This window comes from Pseudomonas sp. LBUM1672, assembly GCF_059695655.1.
Genome location: NZ_CP166781.1, coordinates 353,837 through 378,084, shown reverse-complemented (window position 1 = coordinate 378,084; position 24,248 = coordinate 353,837). Strand labels below are relative to the sequence as shown.

Sequence of the window (24,248 nt, the reverse complement as noted above, 5' to 3'; positions counted from 1 at the left end):
TCCTAAACGCTCGTTTCGACGCCGTGACGCACGACGCGTTTTTCCAGGTCACCGCCCAGCCAGTACGACAGATCGGCGGGACGATCGATGTGCCAGGCGACGAAGTCCGCGACCTTGCCGGCTTCCAGCGAACCGTGAGTGTCAGCCATGCCCAATGCGGTGGCGGCATGGATGGTTGCACCGGCGAGGGCTTCTTCCGGGGTCATGCGGAAACAGGTGCAGGCCATGTTCAGCATCAAGCGCAGCGACAGCGCCGGCGAAGTGCCGGGGTTGAGGTCGCTGGCGATGGCGATTTTCACGCCGTGTTTGCGCAGGGCCTCCATCGGCGGCAACTGGGTTTCGCGCAGGAAGTAGAACGCGCCAGGCAGCAGCACCGCGACAGTGCCGGATTTGGCCATGGCGATGGCGTCGTCTTCGGTCATGAATTCCAAGTGATCGGCGGACAGTGCGTGGTAACGCGCGGCCAGGCTCGATCCGTGCAGGGACGACAATTGCTCGGCATGCAGCTTCACCGGCAGCCCCAGTTCTTGTGCGGTGATGAACACGCGCTCGACCTGCGCCGGCGAAAACGCCAGGTATTCACAGAACGCGTCCACTGCATCCACTAACCCTTCGGCGGCCAGGGCCGGGAGCATTTCCGCGCAGATGTGATCGATGTAGTCGTCGGCGCGATCCGCATATTCCGGTGGCAAGGCATGAGCGGCGAGGCAGGTGCTGCGCACGCTCACCGGCAGCTCGGCACCGAGGCGACGGATCACTCGCAGGATCTTGCGTTCACTGGCCAGGTCGAGGCCGTAGCCAGATTTCATTTCGACCGTGGTCACGCCGTCGCGCATCAGACTTTTCAGACGCTTGGCGGCGCTGGCGAACAGCTCGTCTTCGGTCGCTGCGCGGGTGGCGCGCACGGTGCTGGCGATGCCGCCACCGGCGGCTGCGATTTCCGCATAGCTGACACCTTGCAGGCGCTGTTCGAATTCACCGCTGCGGTTACCGCCGAACACCGTGTGGGTGTGGCAGTCGATCAGGCCCGGCGTAACCCAGGCCCCTTTCAAATCGTTGACGGCCGGGTATTCCCCAGCCGGAAGTTCACTGCGCGGGCCGACCCACTCAATGTGCGCACCGGACGTCACGATGGCCGCGTCCTCGATGATCGAGTAGACGCCTTGCGCCATGGTTGCGACGTGGCAGTGTTGCCAGAGAGTTTTCATCCCGTAGTCTCCACATTATTCAAAATCGAATCGCCAGCAGGCTGGCTCCCACAGGGATGCGCATTACAACTGTGGGAGCCAGCCTGCTGGCGATGAGTACATCACAGGCTCGGCAAAAGCTTGGCCGACACCAGTTCATTCAGGCAACGCGTCGCCAACAACTCGGTCGCCGCATTGATGTCCGGCGCAAAGAAGCGATCCTTCTCATAGAACGGCACTTCGTTACGCAGAATCCCGCGAGCCTTTTCCAGCTTCGCCGAGGTCTTCAGACCTTCGCGCAAATCCAGCCCCTGAACGGCCGCCAACCACTCCACCGCCAGAACACCGCGAGTGTTTTCGGCCATTTCCCAAAGACGCTTGCCCGCAGCCGGCGCCATGGACACGTGGTCTTCCTGGTTCGCGGAAGTCGGCAGGCTGTCCACCGAATGCGGATGGGACAGCGCCTTGTTCTCGCTGGCCAGTGCCGCAGCGGTCACCTGGGCGATCATGAAACCGGAGTTCACGCCGCCATTGGCCACCAGGAACGGCGGCAGTTGCGACATGTGTTTGTCCATCATCAGCGAGATGCGGCGTTCGCTCAGGGAACCGATTTCAGCGATGGCCAGGGCCATGTTGTCAGCGGCCATGGCCACCGGTTCGGCGTGGAAGTTGCCGCCGGAAATCACGTCGCCTTCAGCGGCGAACACCAGCGGGTTGTCGGAAACGGCGTTGGCTTCGACGGCCAGCACTTCGGCGGCCTGACGGAACTGGGTCAGGCAGGCGCCCATGACTTGTGGCTGGCAGCGCAGAGAGTACGGGTCCTGGACCTTTTCGCAGTTCTGGTGCGAGTCGGACACTTCACTGCGCTCGCCCAGCAAATCGCGGTAAGCGGCGGCAGCGTCGATCTGGCCTTTCTGGCCACGGGCAGCGTGGATGCGCGCATCGAACGGCGAGCGCGAGCCCAGTACCGCTTCGACCGTCAGGGCACCAATCGCCACGGCGCCAGCGAACAGATCTTCGCCTTCGAACAGGCCACGCAGCGCGTAAGCGGTCGAAACCTGTGTGCCGTTGAGCAGCGCCAGACCTTCTTTGGCAGCCAGGGTCAACGGCGTCAGGCCGGCGATTTTCAGCGCTTCGGTCGCTTCCATCCATTCGCCTTTGTGGCGAGCCTTGCCTTCGCCCAGCAACACCAGCGACATGTGGGCCAGAGGCGCCAAATCGCCGGAGGCACCGACCGAACCTTTCAATGGAATGTGCGGGTAAACCTCGGCGTTGATCAGCGCGATCAGCGCGTCAATCACAACGCGACGAATGCCGGAGAAACCACGGCTCAGGCTGTTGACCTTGAGCACCATGACCAACCGCACCAGCGCATCGCTGATCGGCTCGCCGACACCGGCTGCGTGGGACAGCACCAGCGAGCGCTGCAGGTTTTCCAGGTCTTCGCTGGCGATGCGGGTCGAGGCCAGCAGGCCGAAACCGGTGTTGATGCCGTAGGCGGTGCGGTTCTCGGCGAGGATCTGTTCCACGCAGGCAACGCTGGCTTCGATCTGGGCCGAGGCGCTGTTGTCGAGGGTGATTTTGACCGGCTGCTGATAGATATCACGCAGTTGGGCAAGGCTCAGTTGGCCGGGAATCAAATTTAGCGCAGTCACTTTTATCTCCTTTTGAGAGTCTTCTTGTTAACTAACCAGACGCTCCGGAGATGTCCGTTGTCCGTCGCTTCCCGCCTTGTGGGGGGCTGGCGCCTTGGCACGCTGGTTTGATGTGGAATCAGTTGAGGTTCGGTAACGCCTTGTGCAGCAAATTCGAGTCTTTCAACACGCTGGCAGCGGCGGCAATGTCCGGTGCCAGCCAACGGTCCTGATCGTAAGCCGGGACGCGTTCACGCAGCAGTCGCCACGCGGCGTCGGTGCCTGCGCCAAAACGTTGTTCCTTGAGAAATTCAAACGCCTGGGCCGCCAGCAGGTACTCGATGGCGAGGATCTGCGTGCAGTTTTCCAGCGCACGATGCAGCTTCAACGCCGCGTTGGTGCCCATGCTCAAGTGGTCTTCCTGCAGGCCCGAAGTGACGTAGTTGTCGAGCACGGCCGGTTGCGCCAACTGGCGGTTTTCTGCGCACAGCGAAGCGGCGACGTACTGGACGATCATCATCCCGGAGTTCACCCCGGGATTGGCCACCAAAAAGGCTGGCAGGCCGCTGACGTGCGGGTTGATCAAGCGGTCCAGGCGACGCTCGGCAATAGAGCCGATTTCGGCCATGGCGATGGCCAGCAAATCGGCCGCCAATGCCACGGACTGACCGTGCGGATTGGCCTGGGACATGATGCGGAAATCATCCGGCGTGCCCAGCAGCATCGGGTTGTCAGTGACCGAGTTGAGTTCGGTTTCGATCTGGCTGATCGCATGCGTCAGTTGATCCCGTGCAGCGCCGTGAACCTGCGGAATCGAACGGATGCTCAGCGCATCCTGCGTACGAATGCCTTTGCTCGACGCAATTACTTCACTGCCATCCAGCAATGCCCGCAGGTTGATCCCGACTTGCTGCATGCCGGGGTGCGGTTTGAGCGCGATGATCTCGGCATCGAACGCCGCGATCTGGCCACGCAGGGCTTCAAAACTCATGGCGCCGATCACGTCGGCCCATTGCACCAAACGCGTCGCGTCGGCAATCGCCAGGCAGCTGAGGCCGGTCATGCACGGCGTGCCGTTGACCAGGCACAGGCCATCTTTGGCACCGAGCTGGACCGGTTGCAGACCTTCTTCGGCCAGGGCTTGCTGCGCAGAAACGATCTGCCCGCGATAGCTGACATTGCCGACACCCAACAGCGCGATGCCGATGTGGGCCATGTGGGTCAGGTAACCGACCGAACCCTGGGACGGCACTTGCGGGGTGATACCGCGATTGAGCAGCGCCAGCAGGGCTTCGACCACACGGCGATGAATGCCGGATTTGCCGTGGCTGTAATTGCGGATCGCCGCGCACATGATCGCGCGAGTCTGCTCGTCGGCCAGCGGCGCGCCAACGCCACAGGCGTGACTGAGCAATGTGTTGCGCGACAGTTGGCTGAGTTGTTCGTCTTTGAGCGAGACGTTGCACAAGGCACCCAGGCCTGTGTTGACGCCATAGGCGCGCTCGCCGCTGGCGACGATGCGCTGGACGATGGCCTGGGCGTTTTCGATGCGTGCCCAAATCTGTGGCGACAGCTCAAGCTCGGCGCCAAAGCGGGCTACCGCGACCACATCCTGCCAACGCAACGGAGCGTCGGCGATAACGATTTTTTCAGCCTGGGACATCTGGAGCCTCATACAAATTCTGTTGACTACTGAAACCCTGTGGCGAGGGGATTTATCCCCGTTGGGCAGCGAAGCGGCCCCAAAACCTACCACCACAGTTTCTCAGGCATAACGCGTGTAATAGTTTTACGACTGCTACGCAGCCGAACGGGGATAAATCCCCTCGCCACAAAAGCGGTCAAGCTCAGACCACCGCCGCGCGCCGCTGCACGAACCGGTCGACATACTCATCCGCCGGCGAATGCAGGATCTCTCTTGGCGTACCGACCTGAATCAGGCGCCCGTCCTTGAGGATCGCAATGCGGTTACCAATCCGCACCGCCTCGTCGAGGTCGTGGGTGATGAAGACGATGGTCTTGTGCAGGGTCTTTTGCAGTTCCAGCAACTGGTCCTGCATCTCCGCGCGGATCAGCGGGTCGAGCGCACTGAAGGCTTCGTCCATCAGGATGATGTCGGTGTCCGCCGCCAAGGCGCGGGCCAGCCCCACTCGCTGACGCATGCCGCCCGAGAGCTGGTGCGGGTATTTGTTTTCGTAGCCCTTCAGGCCCACGGTGTTGATCCAGTGCAGCGCGCGCTCGGAGCACATCTGCTTGCTCTCGCCACGCACTTTCAGGCCGTAGGCGACGTTGTCCACCACGGTCTTGTGCGGCAGCAGGCCAAAGCTCTGGAACACCATGCTGATCTTGTGCCGGCGAAATTCGCGCAGGGCTTCCATGTCGTATTGCAGGATGTCCACGCCGTCCACCAGGATCGCGCCGCTGGTCGGGTCGATCAGGCGGTTGAAGTGGCGCACCAGGGTCGATTTGCCGGAACCCGACAGGCCCATGATCACGAAGATCTCGCCGGTGCCGATGCTCAACGACAGGTCGTTCACGCCGACCACGCAGCCGGTCTCGGCCAGCACCTGATCCTTGGTCTTGCCCTGGCCAATCATGCCCAGCGCTTCCTTGGAGCGGTTGCCGAAAATCTTGAAGACGTTTTTGACTTCGATTTTGCTGATGGCTTCGTTGTTCATTTGCTCACCTCATGCCGTGGCCGACCATACGCCTGAGTAATGCGGTCGATCACCACTGCCAGAATCACGATCGCCAGACCGGCCTCAAGGCCACGTCCAACGTTGAGGGTCTGAATCCCCACCAACACATCTTCACCCAGGCCACGGGCACCGATCATCGAGGCAATTACCACCATCGACAGGGCCATCATGGTGGTCTGGTTGATCCCGGCCATGATGCTCGGCAGGGCCAGCGGCAGTTGCACGCCAAACAGTTGCTGCCAGCGGTTGGCACCGAAGGCGTTGATCGCTTCCATCACTTCACCGTCAACCTGGCGGATGCCCAAGTCAGTCAGGCGGATCAGCGGTGGCGCGGCGTAGATCACGGTGGCGAAAATCGCCGGGACCTTGCCCAGGCCGAACAGCATCAGCACCGGGATCAGGTACACGAAACTCGGCATGGTCTGCATGATGTCCAGCAACGGCATCAGCACCGAACGCAGGCGATTGCTGCGGGCCGAGAGGATGCCCAGCGGAATGCCGATCAGCACCGAAATGACCGTCGCGACCATCATCAGCGCCAGGGTCTGCATCAGCTTGTCCCAGAGGCCGACCGCGCCCACCAGGAACAGCAAGCCGACGATCACGGAAGTGGTCACGACTTTGCGGGTCGCGTGCCAGGCAACGCCCGCCACGATCGCCAGCATCAGCCACCACGGCGCTGCTCGCAGCAGCCCTTCAAGATTGACGATGGCCCACAACAGGGTGTCGGAGATGTGCCGGAACACGTCGCCGTAGTTGGTGACCAGCGAATCGACCCAACTGTTGACCCAGTCGGCGATGGAAAAGGTAAAGCTTTCGGGAAACATAAGAGACTCTCAATCAAGGGGTTGCGATCAAGCGTCCGACTGCTGTCGCCGGCAGTCGGAGAGGCTCAACCTACAAGGCCGCGTCGATTTTCTTGGCTGCGTCTTCGCTCACCCATGCGTGCCAGACTTCAGGATGTTCCTTCAAGAAGATCTTGGCCAGTTTTGGCGACTCGATCCGCTCTTTGGCCATACGCCCGAGGTTCTGGTTGAGCAGGTCGATTGGCAGGTTGACCTTTTCCAGCACGGCCACCAGTTCCGGGGCTTGCTCGTGGAAGGTCTTGGACAGGCCGACCTTGATGCTCACGCTTTTGTCCACGCCTGGCTTTTCTTCAAGCTTGACCAGGTCGACCTGGCCCATCAGCGGAGTTGGCGACCAGTAGTAGAACAGGATCGGCTCGCCACGCTTGTAGCTCGACAGCACCGCGGCATCCAGCGCCGGGCCGGTGCCCGGACGGAAGTTGGTGTAGGTGCTTTCCAGGCCGTAGCTTTTCAGCATTTCGCTGTTGTCGAGTTCACAGGTCCAGCCGGCCGGACAGTTGTAGAAACGGCCTTTGGATGGCTCTTCCTGGTCCTTGAACACGGCAGCGTATTTGCCCAGATCGGCAATCGCTTTCAGGTCCGGGGCTTTTGGCTCCAGCTTGCGCTTGGCGTCGCCTTCGATCACGTAGCGCGGCACGTACCAGCCTTCGATTGCACCAACGACCGGAGCGCCAACACCGACAACCTTGCCGGCCTTCTCGGCCTTGTTCCAGACTTCGCTGCGGCCGACCCACTCTTCGGCAAACACTTGAATGTCGTTGCTGCTCAGGGCGTTTTCCATGGTGATGGAGTTGCCCGGCAGGCTGTCGGTCTTGCAGTCGTAACCTTTCTCCAACACGATTTGCATCACGTCGGTCAGCAGCATGCCGCTTTCCCAGTTCAGGCCGGCAAACTTCACCGGTTTGCCCGACTCGCACCAACCGGCGGCCTGAGTAGCGCCGGCGCTGGCCAGCAGGCCCATGGAAAGCAATGTGGTCAGCAGGGTCTTGTTCGATTTCATTGTTTGACGCTCCTAATCATGAGTTGGCTTACGGCAGTCAAGAGGCATCCAGCCCTGTCCACGTCCAATCAGGCCTGCGCCGCAGCGCGACCAGCCCCACTTGTTTTTTGTTGTACAACGCTGTCCTGCTCAACCGGCAGAATCAGGTGATCGGGTACCGAGCCGTGCCATTTTTTTGCGCACACGTAATACAGGGCTGCGGGAAGCACCAGACCGATGATCCAGGAAATATCCACACCACCCAGAACTTCTACCAACGGACCGGTATAGAACTTGGTGGCGATGAACGGCAACTGCACCAGTACTCCGAAGACATAGACGCTGATACCGAGGGCGTTCCAACGGCCGTAGCGACCGTTCGGATCCGCCAACGCCGGCACGTCATAGCGCTCGCGGGTAATGCAGTAGTAGTCCACCAGGTTGATCGCGCTCCATGGCGTAAAGAACGCCAGCAGGAACAGGATGAACGACTTGAACGCACCGAGGAACGAGTGCTGACCGAGCAACGCCATCAGGGTCGCAGCACCGACGATGACCAGCACGAAGACCAGACGCTGCAAGCGCGTGACCTTCAGCTCACCACGGAAACCGCTGATGATGGTCGCAATGCACATGAAGCTGCCGTAGGAGTTGAGCGTGGAAATGGTGACCTTGCCGAACGCGATGCTGAAGTACAGCAGCGCAGCGGTGGCACCGGTACCGCCCAAACCTACGATATAGGCCACTTCGTGGCCGGCGAATTGGCCGTTGGCCGATGCGGCAGCGAACACGCCGAGGACCATCGCTACCTGCGCACCAATGACCGAACCTGCGCCTGCGGCAAAAAAAGTTTTCACCGAGGAAATCTTGCTCGGCAGGTAGCGAGAGTAGTCCGCCACGTAAGGGCCGAAAGCGATCTGCCAGGATGCCGCGAGCGAAACCGCGAGCAAGAAACTGCTCCAGCTGAAATGGCGGATTTGCAACAGTGCGCCAACATCAACCTGACTCATCAGACGGCTGAACAGATAAACGAAGGCAATCACGCCAATGACACTGGCAACACGGCCGATCCAGTGGATCACCCGATAACCGAGCACTGTGACCAGCACGATGACACTGGCGAAAATCAGGATGCCGACGCTGTCGCTGACGCCAAACAACTGGCCCAGCGCCTGGCCGGAAAGCACGGTTCCCGTTGCGGTGAATCCGAGGTACATCAGACACACCAGCACGATCGGGATGGCCGCGCCATACACGCCGAACTGCACGCGGCTGGAGATCATCTGCGGCAGGCCAAGCTTGGGCCCTTGCGCGGCATGCAGCGCCATCACGCCACCGCCGATCAGTTGCCCGATCAGCAAACCGATCAATGACCAGAACACATCACCGCCCAGTACAACGGCCAGAGCGCCGGTCACAATGGCGGTGATTTGCAGGTTGGCACCCATCCACAGGGTGAACTGGCTCAACAGACGACCGTGTCTTTCCGCTTCCGGGATGTAGTCGATCGAGCGCGTCTCGATCAACGGTTTACTGCCTGCACGATCGCTGTTAACAGCCATGATTCAACCTCTGTGGATTGTTATTGTAGGTTTGCGCAATCCCTGTAGCAGCTGCCGCAGGCTGCGTTGGGTTGCGAAGCGACCCCGGCATTCCAACGTGGAACGAAGGTCCTTCGGCCCTTAACGCAGCCTTCGGCAGCTGCTACATGGGTTGTTTATTTGCCGGTGATCATCGGCAGGTTCAGGCCCTGTTCCTTGGCGCAGTCGATCGCGATCTGGTAACCCGCATCGGCGTGACGCATGACACCGGTCGCCGGGTCGTTGTGCAGCACGCGAGCGATACGCTCGGCCGCTTCGTCAGTACCGTCGCAGACAATCACCATGCCCGAGTGCTGGGAGAAGCCCATGCCGACGCCGCCGCCGTGGTGCAGGGAAACCCAGGTCGCGCCGCTCGCGGTGTTCAGCAGAGCGTTGAGCAGTGGCCAGTCGGACACGGCATCGGAACCGTCCTGCATCGATTCGGTTTCGCGGTTCGGGCTGGCGACCGAGCCGGAGTCGAGGTGGTCGCGACCGATCACGATGGGCGCGGACAATTCACCGCTGCGAACCATTTCGTTGAACGCCAGGCCGAGCTTGGCGCGCAGGCCCAGGCCCACCCAGCAGATACGCGCCGGCAGCCCTTGGAAGCTGATGCGCTCGCGCGCCATGTCCAGCCAGTTGTGCAGGTGGGCGTCGTCCGGGATCAGTTCTTTTACTTTGGCGTCGGTTTTGTAGATGTCTTCGGCGTTGCCCGACAGTGCAGCCCAACGGAACGGACCGATACCGCGGCAGAACAGCGGACGGATGTAAGCAGGTACGAAGCCAGGGAAGTCGAATGCGTTCTCGACGCCTTCTTCTTGCGCCATCTGACGGATGTTGTTGCCATAGTCGAAGGTCGGGATGCCCATTTTCTGGAATTCGAGCATCGCTTTAACGTGCACGGCCATCGATTGTTTGGCGGCTTTGACCACGGCAGCTGGCTCGGTCTTGGCGCGAGCGCGGTACTCTTCCCAAGTCCAGCCGGCTGGCAGGTAACCGTTGAGCGGGTCGTGGGCGCTGGTCTGGTCGGTGACCATGTCCGGGCGCACGCCGCGCTTGACCAGTTCCGGCAGAATTTCTGCCGCGTTACCCAGCAGCGCGATGGAAATCGCCTTGCCTTCTTTGGTGTATTTCTCGATGCGGGCCAGTGCGTCGTCGAGGTCGGTGGCTTGCTCATCGACATAACGGCTGTTCAGGCGGAAATCGATGCTGACCTGCTGGCATTCGATGTTCAGCGAGCACGCGCCGGCCAGGGTGGCGGCCAGAGGTTGAGCACCGCCCATGCCGCCGAGGCCTGCGGTCAGGACCCAACGACCTTTCAGGTCATCGTTGTAGTGTTGGCGACCAGCTTCGACGAAGGTTTCGTAGGTGCCCTGAACGATGCCCTGGCTGCCGATGTAGATCCAGCTGCCGGCGGTCATCTGGCCGTACATGGCCAGGCCCTTGGCATCCAGTTCGTTAAAGTGTTCCCAGCTCGCCCAGTGTGGCACCAGGTTGGAGTTGGCGATCAGCACGCGCGGGGCGTTGGTGTGAGTCTTGAACACGCCGACCGGCTTGCCGGATTGCACCAGCAGGGTCTCGTCGTCGTTCAGGTTGGTCAGGCTCTCGACAATCTTGTCGTAGCATTCCCAATTACGTGCCGCGCGACCGATACCACCGTAAACCACCAGTTCTTTAGGGTTCTCGGCGACTTCCGGGTCGAGGTTGTTCATCAACATGCGCAGCGGCGCTTCAGTCAGCCAGCTCTTGGCGGTCAGCTTGTTACCGCGCGCGGCACGGATTTCAACGTCACGATACTTCGTAGGTTTCTGGGTATTGTCAGTCACGAAAAAGACTCCTCAGCGATCAATCCAAACCAACCCTGGCGGTGGGTAAGCCAGCCTGTGCGCGCCAACGCGCCACAAGCGAATCAGTGGACGCTGCGAGGAGTCTCGATCGACTCATACGCATACGTCTTTACTTGTACATACAAGCATATGCAATCAAGCGGCCAACTTGCTGGATCGGTGTTCAAGAAAAGTTTTGGGAATGCTGGAAGGCCTTTGGATCAAGGGTTTTGACCAAGATGAAATTTTTCGCGGGGGATTTTGCGGAGGGGAGGCAGCTGTTACTTGAGCGGGGTTTTGCGCCACGCTGGGGCGTTCGGTAACAAAGTGGTGCGCATTCAGAAACAGGAAAGGTGATTGCTTTTGTGGCGAGGGGATTTATCCCCGTTGGGCTGCGCAGCAGACCTTTTTTTGGGGCCGCTTCGCGACCCAACGGGGATAAATCCCCTCGCCACATTGGATTGCTTCAGCAGTTAATCAGCGTGCGGTCAGTTCGATCACACAGCAGGCGCCATTGCTGGAGACTTCCAGCAGACCGGTATTACCGTCGAGTTGCAGGCAATCATGGCGACCCAGTTGTACATCGCTGTTACCGACCTTCACTTCCAGCGACTCGGTGACACTGAACACCAGCACCGTTCCGGCCGAACTGAAGAACCGCTGCTCACCGTCCAGCCACTGCAACCGCGCGCTATAACGCTGCGGTGCATAAATCAGGTTGAAGTCTCGGATCGGTCCACCGAGCAAGGTGCACGAGACCTGACTCTCGCCGCTGAAAGCAAACGGGTCCAGCGGTAACAATGGCCGAGTGTCCTGGCCATCAACCCGCAAGGTCATGCCGTCGCCTTGCAATACGGTGATCACCCGCTCATAGCCGGCGAATGTCGAGAAACCGCCCGACTCGCCAATATCGGCAATCGACAGGCGCCAGCCGAAACCGTCGAGGCCTGTTCCCGCGTCACGGGTGATTTCTTCAGTGCTGCCGCCGCCGTTTTTCCACGGCATGCGCGGGTAATCTTTTGCGCGTAAGACTTTCATTTCATTCATTTATGGAACCGACCTTCCAGACGATGACGGGAACCGGGGTGGATCAAGCGGGCAGCGGTCACTGGCTGACGGCCGGACCAGGTGCGGCGACGAATCAGCAGGCACGGTTCACCCTTTTCAATCTGCAGCAACTTGCACTCGGAGGCCTCGGCCAGAATCGCCTCGACCACGTGCTCGCCTTCGGTCAACGGCGCAACCTGGTTCAGGTAGGCGTAAGGCGTTTGCAGGGTGAAGTCTTGCTTGAGATAGTCCGGGGCGACCAGCGCGTTGACGAAACGGTCTTCGATTTGCACCGGAATGTCGTTTTCGAAATGCACGATCAGCGAATGGAAAACCCGCTGGCCTTCGCGCATATCGAGCGCCAACGCACGCTCGGAACCGGCCGCCTCTTCTTCGAGGGTGATCACCTTGCAGGTGTGGCGATGACCACGGGAGGCGATTTCGTCGGCGATGTTATGCACCTCAAACAGCGCGGACTGGCTTTTCGGTTCGGCGACGAAGGTGCCGACACCTTGCATGCGCACCAGCAGACCGTCGGCGGTCATTTCGCGGAGGGCGCGGTTGATGGTCATGCGGCTGAAACCGAGTTGGTTGACCAGCTCGCTTTCCGACGGAACGCGGTAGTGCGGCGGCCAGTTTCCACTGTCGATTTGTTGGGTGATCATTTGTTTGACGCGGGCGTACAAGGGCGCCGGACTGTCGCCCATGTGTGCGGCCAACGGAGAGACTGCAGGCGGAGTCGGCACGGTTAATCCTTGTTCGTTTGGTTAGGGTTACTAGCTTGCCGGAGTTTACCGAGCAGGCAAACGTCTGTATATGTATATACAAATAACACACGATGGGGTGCTGAACCATGTCCGCCTTCTTTGCCGAACGCGCGCTGCTGCCTAGTGGATGGGCCAACAATGTACGTCTTGAGGTCAGCGCCGATGGCGTAATGACCCATATCCAGGCCGATTCCCACGCAGATGGCGCCGAACGGCTAAGCGGTCCGTTGCTGCCGGGAATGCCGAATCTGCACTCCCACGCCTTCCAGCGGGCCATGGCCGGGTTGGCGGAAGTGGCGGGTAATCCGAACGACAGTTTCTGGACCTGGCGCGATCTGATGTACCGGCTCGTCGGAAAAATCAGCCCGGATCAACTCGGCGTCATTGCGCGTCAGCTGTACATCGAAATGCTCAAGGCCGGTTACACATCGGTCGCGGAATTTCATTACGTACACCACGACACCAACGGCCAACCGTATGCAGATCCCGCCGAACTGGCGCTGCGGATCAGCCAGGCGGCCAGCTCCGCCGGTATCGGCCTGACCCTGCTGCCGGTGCTCTACAGCCATTCCGGTTTCGGCGGCCAGACTCCGAACGACGGCCAGCGCCGCTTCATCAACAGCACCCAAAACTACCTCACGCTTCAGTCGCGTTTGCAGCCGATCCTGGCGCAGCAACCGGCGCAGTCGCTGGGCTTGTGCTTCCACTCGTTGCGCGCGGTCACACCGCAGCAGATCAGCGAAGTGCTGGCCGCCAGCGACAAGCAGTGCCCGGTGCACATTCACATCGCCGAACAGCAGAAAGAAGTCGATGACTGCATCGCCTGGAGCGGCCGTCGTCCGCTGCAATGGCTGTACGAAAATACCGAAGTCGATCAGCGCTGGTGCCTGGTCCACGCGACCCATGCAAACCAGGAAGAAGTCACGCTGATGGCCAAGAGTCGCGCCATCGCCGGTTTATGCCTGACCACCGAAGCCAACCTTGGCGACGGGATTTTTCCGGCAGTGGACTTCCTCGCTCAGGGTGGGCGGATGGGCATCGGCTCCGACAGCCATGTGTCGTTGAGCGTGGTGGAAGAATTGCGTTGGCTGGAATACGGCCAGCGCCTGCGCGATCAGCGGCGTAACCGGTTGTATGGCGCGGATCAGCCGATGGTTGGCCGCACACTGTATGACGCGGCGCTGGATGGCGGCGCTCAGGCGCTGGGCCAGCCGATTGGTGCGTTGGAAGTGGGGAAACGTGCGGATTGGCTGGTGCTGGACGGCAACGATCCGTACCTGGCGACGGCCAGTGGTGACGGGATTCTGAATCGCTGGTTGTTTGCCGGTGGCGATCGCCAGGTTCGGGATGTGCTGGTCAATGGCCAGTGGGTGGTGCGGGGTGGGCGGCATGCCGCAGAAGAAGAGAGCAATCGGGCGTTCACCCAAGTCCTGCGCGATCTCCTCGGCTGACACAAAATAAATGTGGGAGCTAGCCTGCTAGCGATAGGGTCATCAGCTTCAACAAGGATGTTGACTGACAGTCCGCTATCGCGAGCAGGCTCGCTCCCACAGTTTTAATCTTCGGTGACTGCTAGTTCGAGGTCTTGGCCATCTGCGTATCCGACGCACGCCAGATCAACCGCGTGGTGTCGTAGCCCTGCTGACGCGCCTTGCTCAGCAGTTCTTCACGCACTACACCGTTAACCGTCGGCGTCCGCGACAACAGCCACAAGTACTTTCGGCTCGGGTCACCGACGATGGCAGTCTTGTAATCGTCGCTGACGTACAGCACCCAGTATTCCCCTTTCGCTACACCCGGCAGCAATCGCGAGAACCAGGTATCGAACTCGACCCACAACTTGTCGGTCTTGCCCGGCACTTGTGGATAAGCCGTGCCCTTGGCCTCTTCCCATTGCCAGTCCGCCGTCAGGCAGCGGTTCAGCACCAACACGTTGCCGTCAGGCTTGAGCGTGTAATGGGCTTCGGATTGCGCGCAGTTGCGCTGGAAATACATCGGCAGACGGGCCAACTCGTACCAGGTGCCCTGGTATTTCTTGAGATTGACGCTGTTGACGGTTTTCGGTGCCAACGGATCTGTGCCAGAAGTGGCGCAGCCGGCCAATACCAGGCCGGCAAAAAGGAGTATCAATAACCGCTTCATTGTTTTTCTCCCGTGGGCTTATTGCCCCGGATTACTTCAGGCCTTGGCCGGAAAACATCAGTACTTTGTCACCGGCGTATTGCACGCTGATAAAGCTGTTCTTGTCACCCCAGGTGCAACTGGACATGCCTAGCGCGCCCGAGCAATCAGTGGCTTTACCCAGCAAGGCTTCAACCTCTGCCTTGGGCATGCCGGCCGACAGCTTCGAGTAGTTTTCCTGATTGACCTTGCTGCATGCGGCCAACAACACGCAGAACGAGAGCAAGGCGATAGATCGCAGCGACATGGTGTAGCTCCTGGGGCGAAGGGGAATGGCATGGCTGCCAAGCAGAAGCTTAGAAGAGAAAACCCCTATCTGGTTCCCCGACTGCCCGGCTATTTATCAGGCCGCTCGTCTGCCTTTTTCCGAAAAATCAGCCACTTTCTTGCGCCATTGAGTATTTCGTCGGTTTTCGCAAAAAGGCGCCTAATCTTTGGCGCTCGCCAGTCGACATAGAAGCAGCGCAAAGCCCTCGACTGTGGCAAATTGACGCCCCTCGCTGACCAGTCCCTCTGCGGTAGTGCATTTAATGACCAGAAACATGAAATTCAGCCACAAGATCCTGCTGGCAGCCGCCCTCGTGGTCGCCGTTGCGTTCGCCTGCTTTATCCTGTTCAACGACTACCGCCAGCGCCAGACCTTGCGCAGCAGTACCGAATCCTCGATGCAGGAACTCGGCAGCCTGACCACCAGCAACATCCAGACCTGGCTGGAAAGCCGCATGCAGTTGCTGCAATCCTTGTCCCAGCAGATCGCCGTGGACGGCAGCGCACCCGCCAGCCTCAAGCGCGCCATCGACTTGCCGGCCTACACCGGCAACTTCCAGCTGAGCTACTTCGGTGGCACCGACGGCGTGATGTTCTCGATACCTGCCGGCAATCGCGCGGCGGACTACGATCCCCGCGCCCGTGGCTGGTACAAGGCGGCCAACAGCGCGCAGCAGACCATCGTCACCGAACCGTACATCGCCGCGTCATCCGGCAAACTGGTGATCACCGTCGCCACGCCGGTGCAGCATCAGAGCCAGATGATCGGCGTCGCCGGTGCGGATATCGACCTGTCCAGCGTCAGCGCGATCATCAACTCGCTGAACTTCGGTGGTCACGGCCACGCGTTCATCGTCAGCGCCGACGGCAAGATTCTGATCCACCCGGACAGCAAACTGGTGCTCAAGAGCCTCGCCGAGGCCTACCCGAACGGCGCGCCGAAAGTCAGCCCGGGCCTGAAAGAAGTCGAGCTCGACGGCAAGACCCAGTTCATCTCCTTCACCCACGTCAACGGTGTGCCCTCGGCCGACTGGTACGTCGCGCTGGTGCTGGACCAAGAGACCGCATTCGCGATGCTAAGCGAATTCCGCACCTCGGCAATCATCGCCATGGTTATCGCCGTGGTCATCATTATCGCGTTGCTGGGCATGCTGATCAGCTTTCTGATGCAGCCGCTGCTGACCATGGGCCGCGCCATGCATGACATCGCCGAAGGTGAAGGTGACCTGACCAAACGCCTGACCATCCACGGTCAGGACGAATTCGGCGCACTGGGCACCTCGTTCAACCGCTTCGTGGAGCGTATTCACACGTCGATTCGCGAAGTGTCCTCGGCCACTGGCCAGGTCAACGAAGTCGCCTTGCGTGTGGTTGCCGCGTCGAACTCGTCGATGTTCAACTCCGACCAACAAGCTTCGCGCACCAGCAGCGTGGCAGCCGCGATCAACGAGCTGGGCGCCGCCGCCCAGGAAATCGCCCAGAACGCCGCCCTCGCCTCCCAGCATTCGAGCGACGCACGTGCCTTGGCCGAAGACGGTCAGCAAGTGGTGGATAAAACCATCGCGGCGATGCAGCAGCTCTCGGCGAAGATCAGCGACTCGTGCGGCAACATCGAAACGCTCAACAGCAACACCGTGAACATCGGACAGATTCTGGAAGTGATCACCAGCATCTCGCAGCAGACCAACTTGCTGGCATTGAACGCAGCCATCGAAGCGGCGCGTGCCGGTGAGGCCGGCCGTGGTTTTGCCGTGGTCGCGGACGAGGTGCGCAATCTCGCCCACCGCACTCAGGATTCGGCGCAGCAAGTGCAGAAGATGATCGAGGAATTGCAGGTCGGCGCCCGGGAAGCGGTGAGCACCATGACCGACAGCCAGCGCCAGAGCGAAAGCAGCGTCGGCATCGCCAACCAGGCCGGTGAGCGTCTGGGCAGCGTGACCCAGCGCATTGGCGAGATCGACGGGATGAACCAGTCGGTGGCGACAGCAACTGAAGAGCAGACCGCTGTGGTGGAGTCGATCAACGTCGACATCACCGAGATCAACACGTTGAACCAGGAAGGCGTGGAGAACTTGCAGTCGACCTTGCGCGCGTGTGCGGATCTTGAGCAGCAGGCGGCGCGGTTGAAGCAGTTGGTGGGCAGCTTCCGGATATAAGCTGCTTTCACTGGCCCCATCGCCAGCAGGCTGGCTCCCACAGGGAATTTGTGAACGACACAAACCAAATGTGGGAGCCAGCCTGCTGGCGATGACGACATCAGCCGCAATGAAGATTCAGAACCGAGACCCAGGCCCCGAAAGAAACGCCAGTTCCTCAGCCGTCGACTCCCGCCCCAACACCGCATTGCGATGCGGAAACCGCCCAAACCGTGCAATCACCTGCTGATGCTTCTCGGCATAGTTCAGATAATCGGTAAACAGCTCCCGATCCGCCTTCGGCTGCTGCGCAACCAGATCGATGTAGCGCGAAACCGCCTCGTTCTGCACCGCCAGATTCTCGCAGTGCTCGAACACCAGGTAGATAAACACCCGCTGGATCGGCCGCAACTGCCGGTCGAAATCCGCAGCAATGCCTTGCGCCACCAGCTTTTGAGCCCGGAGATCACCAGAGAACGATTTGGGAGTGTCGCGAAAGATCATTCGCGGGAGTTGATCGAGCAGCAGCACCAGGGCCAGCCAACCTTCGGGGCGTTGCGCCCAGTCAGTCAATCCGCCGGCCAGTGCCTGCTCGACCCAGTCCCCGAAACGCGTCTGCGCTTCGAGGTCCTGGCTGTCGCGCTTGCCGAACCATAACTTGCCCTTGTCAGCCGCTATGTCGTGGGGGGATTCGAGGTTTCCGAACCACCATTCGAGCAACGGCTGCCAGGGCGCGGTCATGTTTATTCCTTGTGATAAGCCGTGACGCGGGCGACTTCTTCTTTCGAGCCGAGGAACACGGCAACGCGCTGGTGCAGGCCGTCAGGCTTGATGTCGAGGATGCGCTGATGGCCGTCGGTGGAAGCGCCACCAGCCTGTTCAACCAGGAACGACATCGGGTTGGCTTCGTACATCAAGCGCAGTTTGCCCGGCTTCGACGGCTCGCGGCTGTCGCGTGGGTACATGAACAGACCGCCGCGGGTCAGGATACGGTGCACGTCGGCAACCATCGCGGCGACCCAGCGCATGTTGTAGTTCTTTTTCAGCGGGCCTTCATCGCCCGCCAGCAATTCGCCGACGTAGCGTTGTACCGGGGCTTCCCAGTGACGCTGGTTGGACGCGTTGATCGCGAATTCCTGCGTGGACTCAGGGATTGTGATGTCTTCATGGGTCAGCACGAAGCTGCCCATTTCACGGTCCAGGGTAAAGCCTTTCACGCCATTGCCCAGGGTCAGCACCAGCATGGTCTGTGGACCGTAAATCGCATAACCGGCGGCAACCTGCTGAGTGCCTGGCTGCAGGAAAGCCTTTTCGTTCAAAGGCTCGTTCTGGGTCAGGTATTCGTTCGGGCAACGCAGCACCGAGAAGATCGTACCGACCGGCGCGTTGATGTCGATGTTCGACGAACCATCCAGTGGGTCGAATACCAGCAGGTACGCGCCTTTCGGGTATTTGCCCGGGATCTGGTAGGCATTGTCCATTTCTTCGGATGCCATGCCGGCCAGGTGACCGCCCCATTCGTTGGCTTCGAGCAGGATGTCGTTGGACATCACATCAAGCTTCTTCTGCACTTCACCTTGGACGTTTTCGGTGCCCATGCTGCCCAGAACGCCGCCGAGGGCGCCCTTGGATACGGCGTGGCTGATTTCCTTGCAAGCACGCGCCACCACTTCGATCAGGAAACGCAGATCGGCAGGGGTGTTGTTGCTACGGGTCTGCTCAATCAAATAGCGACTCAGGGTAACGCGGGACATGGAAGGCTCCGGTGGAATTGGGGGCTAAAAACCCGCGCAGTTTAACGCGAGTCGAGGCGCATTTCCTCCTATCAGACGTGATACGCCCAATAGAGTTCATGCGCCGGGTTGAGCGTAGTTCTAAACCGGCATTTTTACCGTCCGATAAACCGCATTCGCCAGCAGGCTGGCTCCCACAGGGGAATGCGATTAACTGTGGGAGCCAGCCTGCTGGCGATCGGGTGCGAAACACCCGACTTCAAGGTTTTACCGGGGGCTTGCGCAGCAAACTGAACGCCATCGCCGCCAGAAACAGCACACTCAGTAACAACACCCCCCACAACCCGAACTTCTTCCAGTTCGTGTCCGTTGTCGCGGCTGAGGTTACCGTGGAGGTGTTGCTCACCACCGCCGCACCTTCCACCGAAGCCTTGCCCAACGCCGCCCACTTCGCCGCGCTGTAATCCGGGATCAGCGTCGACAACGACAGGTTCGCTGCCTTCACCGTCGCATTCCCCAGCGCCAGCGTATAAGGCCCCGCCCCGCGCGCCAGGAATACCAGTTGCGTCGAGCGCACAGCAAATTTCACCGTCGGCGCTTCAGCGCCCAAGCCGCCGCCGCGCTCATCCACGACAAGTTTCAACTGCTGCACGGTTTGCCCCGACAGCTGCAATTCGTTCTGCACCACGTCCTGGCCATTCTGGGTCAGGCGAAAGAGCAAACCGCTGGTCAGCGGCTGCCATGGCAGGCTGCTTTCACGACGACCGGACAATGTCACCGGCGCCAGGCTGTTGGGCTGACTCAGCTCGACCTGCACCCGTTCGACATTCAGCCCCTTCGGCAATTGCCATGTGTACTCACCTGACTTCACGCTGCTGCCCGCCAGCGGTTGCGACCAGACCAACGGCAGCGGCAGGCTGCGGGTATTCGCGCTTTGCAGCTGTGCGGACGTCAGCGCCGGCGCCGATTGCGGTGAGTTCCACAACAAGCGCAGATAACGCGCCGATTGCCCCGGCAAGCCGACTTCATGCTGCTCGACCCGCTCGTCGGCAAACGTCAGTCGTGCCACTTGGCCCTCGCCCCACGACTGCCAATGCTGCAAGTCGTCGCTGGCCTCAATGGTGAAACGCTGAAAGCCATCGCGCTCGCTGGTCCAGTCGAGGATCAACTGTTGCAACGGCGCCTTTATGCCGCTGGCGTCGAGCAACCAGCCACGCAGCACTTCTTCGCCCGCCTCCAGCTGACTGGACGGTTGCACTTCGACCAAGGTGCCGTTCGCGCTGGATTGCACGCGTATGCCCGGCGCGCGCTCCGTGGAGTCCGCCGAGGTGTACAGCGGGAACCACTTCACATCGGTCAACGTGCGATTTTCCCGGGTTGACGCCGCCTCGCGTGCCAAGGCGTAGGCCTGGGCCTCGCCGGCAGCGTTGAACACGCGGACATCGCTGAGGTCCGTTTGCCGGGCATTAAGCTGCACGCTCAAGGGTAAATCGAGGCGATACCAAGGTCCCTCGCCGCTCACCGACAACGGCACCTGCGTGGCGAAGTCCGCCGGTTTTTCCTGAGCGCTGGCGGACAGCGCCACACCCAGCGCAACAGCGCCCAACCAACCCAGGTTCAACTTCTGACTCAAGACGACACTCCTTCGGTTTCAGGGGCCGGCCTTTCAATATCCGGCGCAGCCTCGGCACGCTTGGGCGGCAGCGGCGCGAAATAGCCCACCACCAGCAGCAACACGCCAACGCCGATAAACGACACGATCCGCGCAAGGCCGCCGCGGTTACTCAATTCGACAAAGAACAGTTTGGCCACCACCACGCCGATCAGCGCAGCGCCGATCAGCCACACCTCACGGCGATGACGCAGATGGCCGCCGATCATCAGACTCAGCGCCATCAAGGTCCAGACGATGGACAGACCGGCCTGCACCAGCATCGATTCAAGCAAGGCATCCAGCTCGAACGGCACGCCGCCCCAATGGTGCGCGGTGCGCATCACCAGCGCGGTGAAGAAGGCGAACAGCGAAACTCCGGCGATCAGTTGCGTGGCGTGGGCAACGTAGTCCTTGCGAATGGCCAGTTGCGTCACAGCGCTGCGGGACCAGACGTAGACGCCGAACAGCGCAAACAGCAGCCCCAGCTCCAACGGATTGATCAGCGGCACATAGGGCAGAGGTTCGGCGGTGCCGTCGCTGACAATGTTCGCCAGCCAGAACCAGCCGAGCATCAGCACGGCCAACGGTGCCGCCGCGTAGAAACGGTATTCGCGTGGATAAGCCGAAACAGGCCAAGGCCAGGTGCGCGGCGCCGCCATCAACACCAGATAAAGACTCGGCAGGATCGCCCACCCCAGCCAGCGCCAGGCGTTGTACTGCTCGGACAACAGCAGCAAACCGTAGCGCAGCTCCAGCGCCAGCACGCCGATCAGCAGCCAGCAGCCGAGCACATGGGCGGTGCTCAAGGCACGCGCCGGCAACATCGGCGCCAGACGTTGCAGGGAGATGAAATGCACGAAGAACACGGCCGCCCACACCAGCCAACCGAAGTTCGCTATCGGGTGATAACGCGAATGCCACGCGGCGAGCAGCACCAGACCGGCAGCGGGAATCAGCAAGGTGCAGAGCAGGCCGAGCGACGACCATTTCAGCCGCAGCGCCAACACCGCCCACAGCGCCACGCTCACGGCTGCAACCGCCAGCAACAAGGTCGCTTGCAGATTCATTGGTGCGAAACGCAGCACTTCACTGATCCACGCCAGCGCCCACCATCCCGCGCCCCACACCAACAGCACTTCGGACAAACGTTGCAAGCTCAGCACATCGAACGCCGAGGCATGGTTGCCGAGTTGCAAGCGCCAGGCGCCGACCATCGCGGCCAGGCCCAACACCAATGGCGTCCAGAAACCGCTGTGCGCAAGCGGCTTCAAACCTTCGCTGGCCAGCGGCCCGAGCAGGTCCGGACCGGCGAACAGGAACGCCGCGCCGCCAATCAACTGCAACAGCAAACCGAAGACAAAACTCACGCGCTGCTTGAGGTACAGACTCAGCCAAATGATGAACAAGCCACTGGCCGCCCACACCGCACTCGCGGTCTGCCATGGCAGCACGAACAGCACCGCCAGATTCATCAGCACCAGACCGGCCAGCAACACCACCGACAAGCCGCGCAACAGCCGAACATCGCTGCGCACCATCTCATCACGGGCGGCGAGCAACATACCGGCGATCAACGCCAGGCCGATCAGGGACGCGCTGAGCAAACCACTCCAGCCAGCGCTGAATACCGCAGCCGACTCACCGCCAGAACCTTGCAAGCGCAGCAGGAACAACGCACCGCCGAGCAACTGCACTGCGAACGCGGTGAACAGGAACGTGCGCGATTGCAGGCGCAAGCCGACAAACAACGTCGCCAACCCCGCCAGCGCCCAACTGATTGCGGTGCCGTGGGTCAGGAAGAACAACGGCGCCAGCAGATAGAAGAAGGTCAGGCCGAGGCAGGCCAATACCGGCAGCCCTTTGCGCTCCCAGTCCGACGTTTGTTCGGGCAAGGCTTTGCGCAATTGATAGAAGCTGAACAACAACGCTGCGCCGAGCATCAACGCGCCCAGTGGAGCGCCGTCGAGCAAGCTGCCGTCGCCGATCCGCAGTTCGCTGACAAACGCCAGAGCCGAGCCCAGTTGCAGCAGCAAGGCAAACGCGCGAGCCAGTGGCCGTTGCTGACGCAGGCCGAGCCAGAAGATGCCGGCGCCTTCGACGGCCCAAGCGGCAGCCGTCCAGCGCGCGTCGAGCCCCAGCGGAATCGCCAGGCTGGCGAAGATCACGCCCAGCGCCAGGCAGGTTTCCGCGAGCAGCAATGCACGGCCGCCCATCAGGAAACGCGCCAGGCCCATGTAGATCATGCCCAACGCCAAGGCACTGAACGCCGCGGCAAACTCGAGATGCTGGACCAGCGCGAACTGTAATCCGAAGCCCACCAGCGGTGGACCGAACAGCATCGTGCCGTCGACGTAATCGCCCTTGCGCGCCGACCAACGCAGCAACGCCTCGCGGCTGTCGTCCTCGGGTGCGTCGCTCATCTCCAGCAGCTTGCGCCGGGCGAACAGCAGACCGATGGCCAAGTACATCAGGAAGAACAGAATCAGGAACGGCTCGGTGCTCCACAGCAATTCCGGCGTGTAGGAGCGCAGGCCCCAGGCGAAACCGATGCCGAAGGTGCCGACGAAACCGATCAGGTTCAGCAGGCGCCAGGCCTTGAACCAGGCGATGGCGAGGATGCCGGCGTTGAGCAACGCGAAGTAGCTGAACAGCGCGACGTGGTTGCCGGCGCCTGTGGAGGTCAGGATCGGCGCCGCGAAGCCGCCGAGCGCAGCGGCCGCGGCCAGGCCCAACGCATCCTGAGTGATAGCGAGAATCGCCGAGAACACCGTCACCGCGACCAGCAGGCCCAGCGCGGCGCTTGGATCGAGCAGCGGGTGCAGGCGCATCGCGGCGAACACCGTCAGGTACAACACGGCGATCCCGGTGCCTTGCAGCATCAGTGCGTAATTGCTGTTGCGTGTTCTGAGCCACCACCCTAGGCCGAGCAAGCCCAACGCAGCGGCTGCAACCCCGGCGTAACGCAGTTCGATCGGCACCACCATGCCTTCGGTGGCATACCGCAGCAAGAACGCCAGACCGAGGAACAACAAGACCACGCCGACCCGCAGCACGGTGTTGCCACCGAACAGCCAGTTGCGCGCGCCGCTGATGGCCCGCTCGATGAAATTCGGGCCGCGCGGGACGGCGGGTTGTTGCGGTTCGCGGGTGACCGGCTCGGGTTTCCAGACATCGTCGGGCAGCGGACGGCTGGTTTGCGCTGCCGTTGCGGCCATCGGTTCAAGTTCGGGCGGGAGCTCCCAGATCATCTGCGGGGTTTCGACAGGAATTTCATCGAGGGTGAATTCAGGCGACGGAATGGCTTCGCTGATAACCGGCTCGCTGGTTTCAGGCGCCGTGACGCCAGACACTTCCAACAATGTCAGGCGTTGCTGCATCCCATTGAGCGCCACCTGCGCCTGTTCCAGCAGCCGACGCTGCTCGGCCACTTGTGAATCCATACGGCCGATGCGAATGGCCTGGCCAATACCCAGCCCGAGCAGCGCACCCAATAGCGCATCGCTGAACGACTCATCGAGTATCCAGCCCAGCACCAGCCCAATCAGCATGAACATCCATTGCATGGTCGATATCCCTAAGCGGCCCATTGCCGGGCGAATCCCGAAGCTTCGTGCATATGCGCTGACACTTTCGCGGGCAAGCCTCGCTCCTACAGGATTTGCACAGTCCGCAAGAACGGTACATAACCTGTAG

18 protein-coding genes and 1 pseudogene are annotated in these 24,248 nt (G+C 60.9%); 3 read left to right on the top strand and 16 right to left on the bottom strand.

Annotation, left to right across the window (positions count from 1 at the left end; genetic code table 11):
* Positions 1-2 precede the first annotated feature (2 nt).
* The 10 genes from hutI to hutC form a co-directional block, all read right to left on the bottom strand.
* Positions 3-1,208 (bottom strand): imidazolonepropionase, encoded by a 1,206-nt coding sequence (hutI, locus tag ACA053_RS01745; protein ID WP_497315035.1) that lies wholly within the window; start codon positions 1,206-1,208, stop codon positions 3-5.
* A gap of 101 nt (positions 1,209-1,309) precedes the next feature.
* Positions 1,310-2,842, bottom strand: a complete 1,533-nt coding sequence (hutH, locus tag ACA053_RS01740; RefSeq protein WP_497394413.1) for a histidine ammonia-lyase — start codon at positions 2,840-2,842, stop codon at positions 1,310-1,312.
* A gap of 118 nt (positions 2,843-2,960) precedes the next feature.
* Positions 2,961-4,484, bottom strand: a complete 1,524-nt coding sequence (hutH, locus tag ACA053_RS01735) for a histidine ammonia-lyase (RefSeq protein WP_497394412.1) — start codon at positions 4,482-4,484, stop codon at positions 2,961-2,963.
* Between the two features lie 184 nt (positions 4,485-4,668).
* Positions 4,669-5,499: a quaternary amine ABC transporter ATP-binding protein gene (locus tag ACA053_RS01730; RefSeq protein WP_109627517.1), complete on the bottom strand. Its 831-nt coding sequence runs from the start codon at positions 5,497-5,499 to the stop codon at positions 4,669-4,671.
* Positions 5,496-6,347: an ABC transporter permease gene (locus ACA053_RS01725; protein WP_109627516.1), complete on the bottom strand. Its 852-nt coding sequence runs from the start codon at positions 6,345-6,347 to the stop codon at positions 5,496-5,498. Before ACA053_RS01725 ends, ACA053_RS01730 begins: the two co-directional genes overlap by 4 nt.
* Before the next feature lie 70 nt (positions 6,348-6,417).
* Positions 6,418-7,386, bottom strand: coding sequence for an ABC transporter substrate-binding protein (locus ACA053_RS01720; RefSeq protein WP_109627514.1), 969 nt, complete (start codon positions 7,384-7,386; stop codon positions 6,418-6,420).
* Between the two features lie 68 nt (positions 7,387-7,454).
* Positions 7,455-8,927, bottom strand: a complete 1,473-nt coding sequence (locus tag ACA053_RS01715) for a purine-cytosine permease family protein (RefSeq protein ID WP_109627513.1) — start codon at positions 8,925-8,927, stop codon at positions 7,455-7,457.
* A gap of 155 nt (positions 8,928-9,082) precedes the next feature.
* Complete coding sequence (hutU, locus tag ACA053_RS01710; RefSeq protein ID WP_109627511.1) at positions 9,083-10,771, bottom strand: urocanate hydratase; 1,689 nt, start codon at positions 10,769-10,771, stop codon at positions 9,083-9,085.
* Between the two features lie 477 nt (positions 10,772-11,248).
* Positions 11,249-11,818, bottom strand: coding sequence for a HutD/Ves family protein (locus ACA053_RS01705; RefSeq protein ID WP_497315028.1), 570 nt, complete (start codon positions 11,816-11,818; stop codon positions 11,249-11,251).
* The gene (gene hutC, locus ACA053_RS01700) at positions 11,815-12,525 is read right to left on the bottom strand and encodes a histidine utilization transcriptional repressor HutC (protein WP_178082336.1); all 711 of its coding nucleotides are present in this window, start codon (positions 12,523-12,525) and stop codon (positions 11,815-11,817) included. The genes ACA053_RS01705 and hutC overlap by 4 nt, the downstream gene beginning before the upstream one ends.
* 146 nt (positions 12,526-12,671) lie before the next feature.
* Between hutC and ACA053_RS01695 the strand changes: the two genes are divergently transcribed.
* Entirely contained in the window at positions 12,672-14,036 is a 1,365-nt protein-coding gene (locus ACA053_RS01695) for a formimidoylglutamate deiminase (protein WP_497394411.1), read from the top strand.
* Positions 14,037-14,157: 121 nt separating this feature from the next.
* On the opposite strand, the gene ACA053_RS01690 is transcribed toward ACA053_RS01695, so the two are convergent.
* Both ACA053_RS01690 and ACA053_RS01685 read right to left on the bottom strand, forming a co-directional pair.
* Entirely contained in the window at positions 14,158-14,727 is a 570-nt protein-coding gene (locus tag ACA053_RS01690) for a lipocalin family protein (RefSeq protein WP_497297025.1), read from the bottom strand.
* 31 nt (positions 14,728-14,758) lie between these two features.
* Positions 14,759-15,013 (bottom strand): hypothetical protein, encoded by a 255-nt coding sequence (locus ACA053_RS01685; RefSeq protein ID WP_010464535.1) that lies wholly within the window; start codon positions 15,011-15,013, stop codon positions 14,759-14,761.
* A gap of 283 nt (positions 15,014-15,296) precedes the next feature.
* Between ACA053_RS01685 and ACA053_RS01680 the strand changes: the two are divergent.
* Positions 15,297-16,331 (top strand): annotated as a pseudogene (locus ACA053_RS01680) (HAMP domain-containing protein); the annotation flags it as partial.
* Positions 16,332-16,424: 93 nt separating this feature from the next.
* A complete protein-coding gene (locus tag ACA053_RS01675; RefSeq protein WP_370694726.1) occupies positions 16,425-17,189 on the top strand; it encodes a methyl-accepting chemotaxis protein in 765 nt (254 codons plus the stop codon).
* Positions 17,190-17,306: 117 nt separating this feature from the next.
* Here ACA053_RS01675 and ACA053_RS01670 read toward each other — a convergent pair whose 3' ends face one another.
* The 4 genes from ACA053_RS01670 to ACA053_RS01655 all read right to left on the bottom strand — a co-directional run bounded on the left by ACA053_RS01670 (position 17,307) and on the right by ACA053_RS01655 (position 24,118).
* Positions 17,307-17,909: a DUF924 family protein gene (locus ACA053_RS01670; protein ID WP_497394410.1), complete on the bottom strand. Its 603-nt coding sequence runs from the start codon at positions 17,907-17,909 to the stop codon at positions 17,307-17,309.
* A gap of 2 nt (positions 17,910-17,911) precedes the next feature.
* The gene (locus ACA053_RS01665; RefSeq protein ID WP_109627498.1) at positions 17,912-18,922 is read right to left on the bottom strand and encodes a class 1 fructose-bisphosphatase; all 1,011 of its coding nucleotides are present in this window, start codon (positions 18,920-18,922) and stop codon (positions 17,912-17,914) included.
* Between the two features lie 238 nt (positions 18,923-19,160).
* Entirely contained in the window at positions 19,161-20,534 is a 1,374-nt protein-coding gene (locus tag ACA053_RS01660) for a DUF3999 domain-containing protein (protein ID WP_497394409.1), read from the bottom strand.
* Positions 20,531-24,118: a DUF2339 domain-containing protein gene (locus ACA053_RS01655; protein WP_497394408.1), complete on the bottom strand. Its 3,588-nt coding sequence runs from the start codon at positions 24,116-24,118 to the stop codon at positions 20,531-20,533. Before ACA053_RS01655 ends, ACA053_RS01660 begins: the two co-directional genes overlap by 4 nt.
* Between the last annotated feature and the right edge of the window lie 130 nt (positions 24,119-24,248).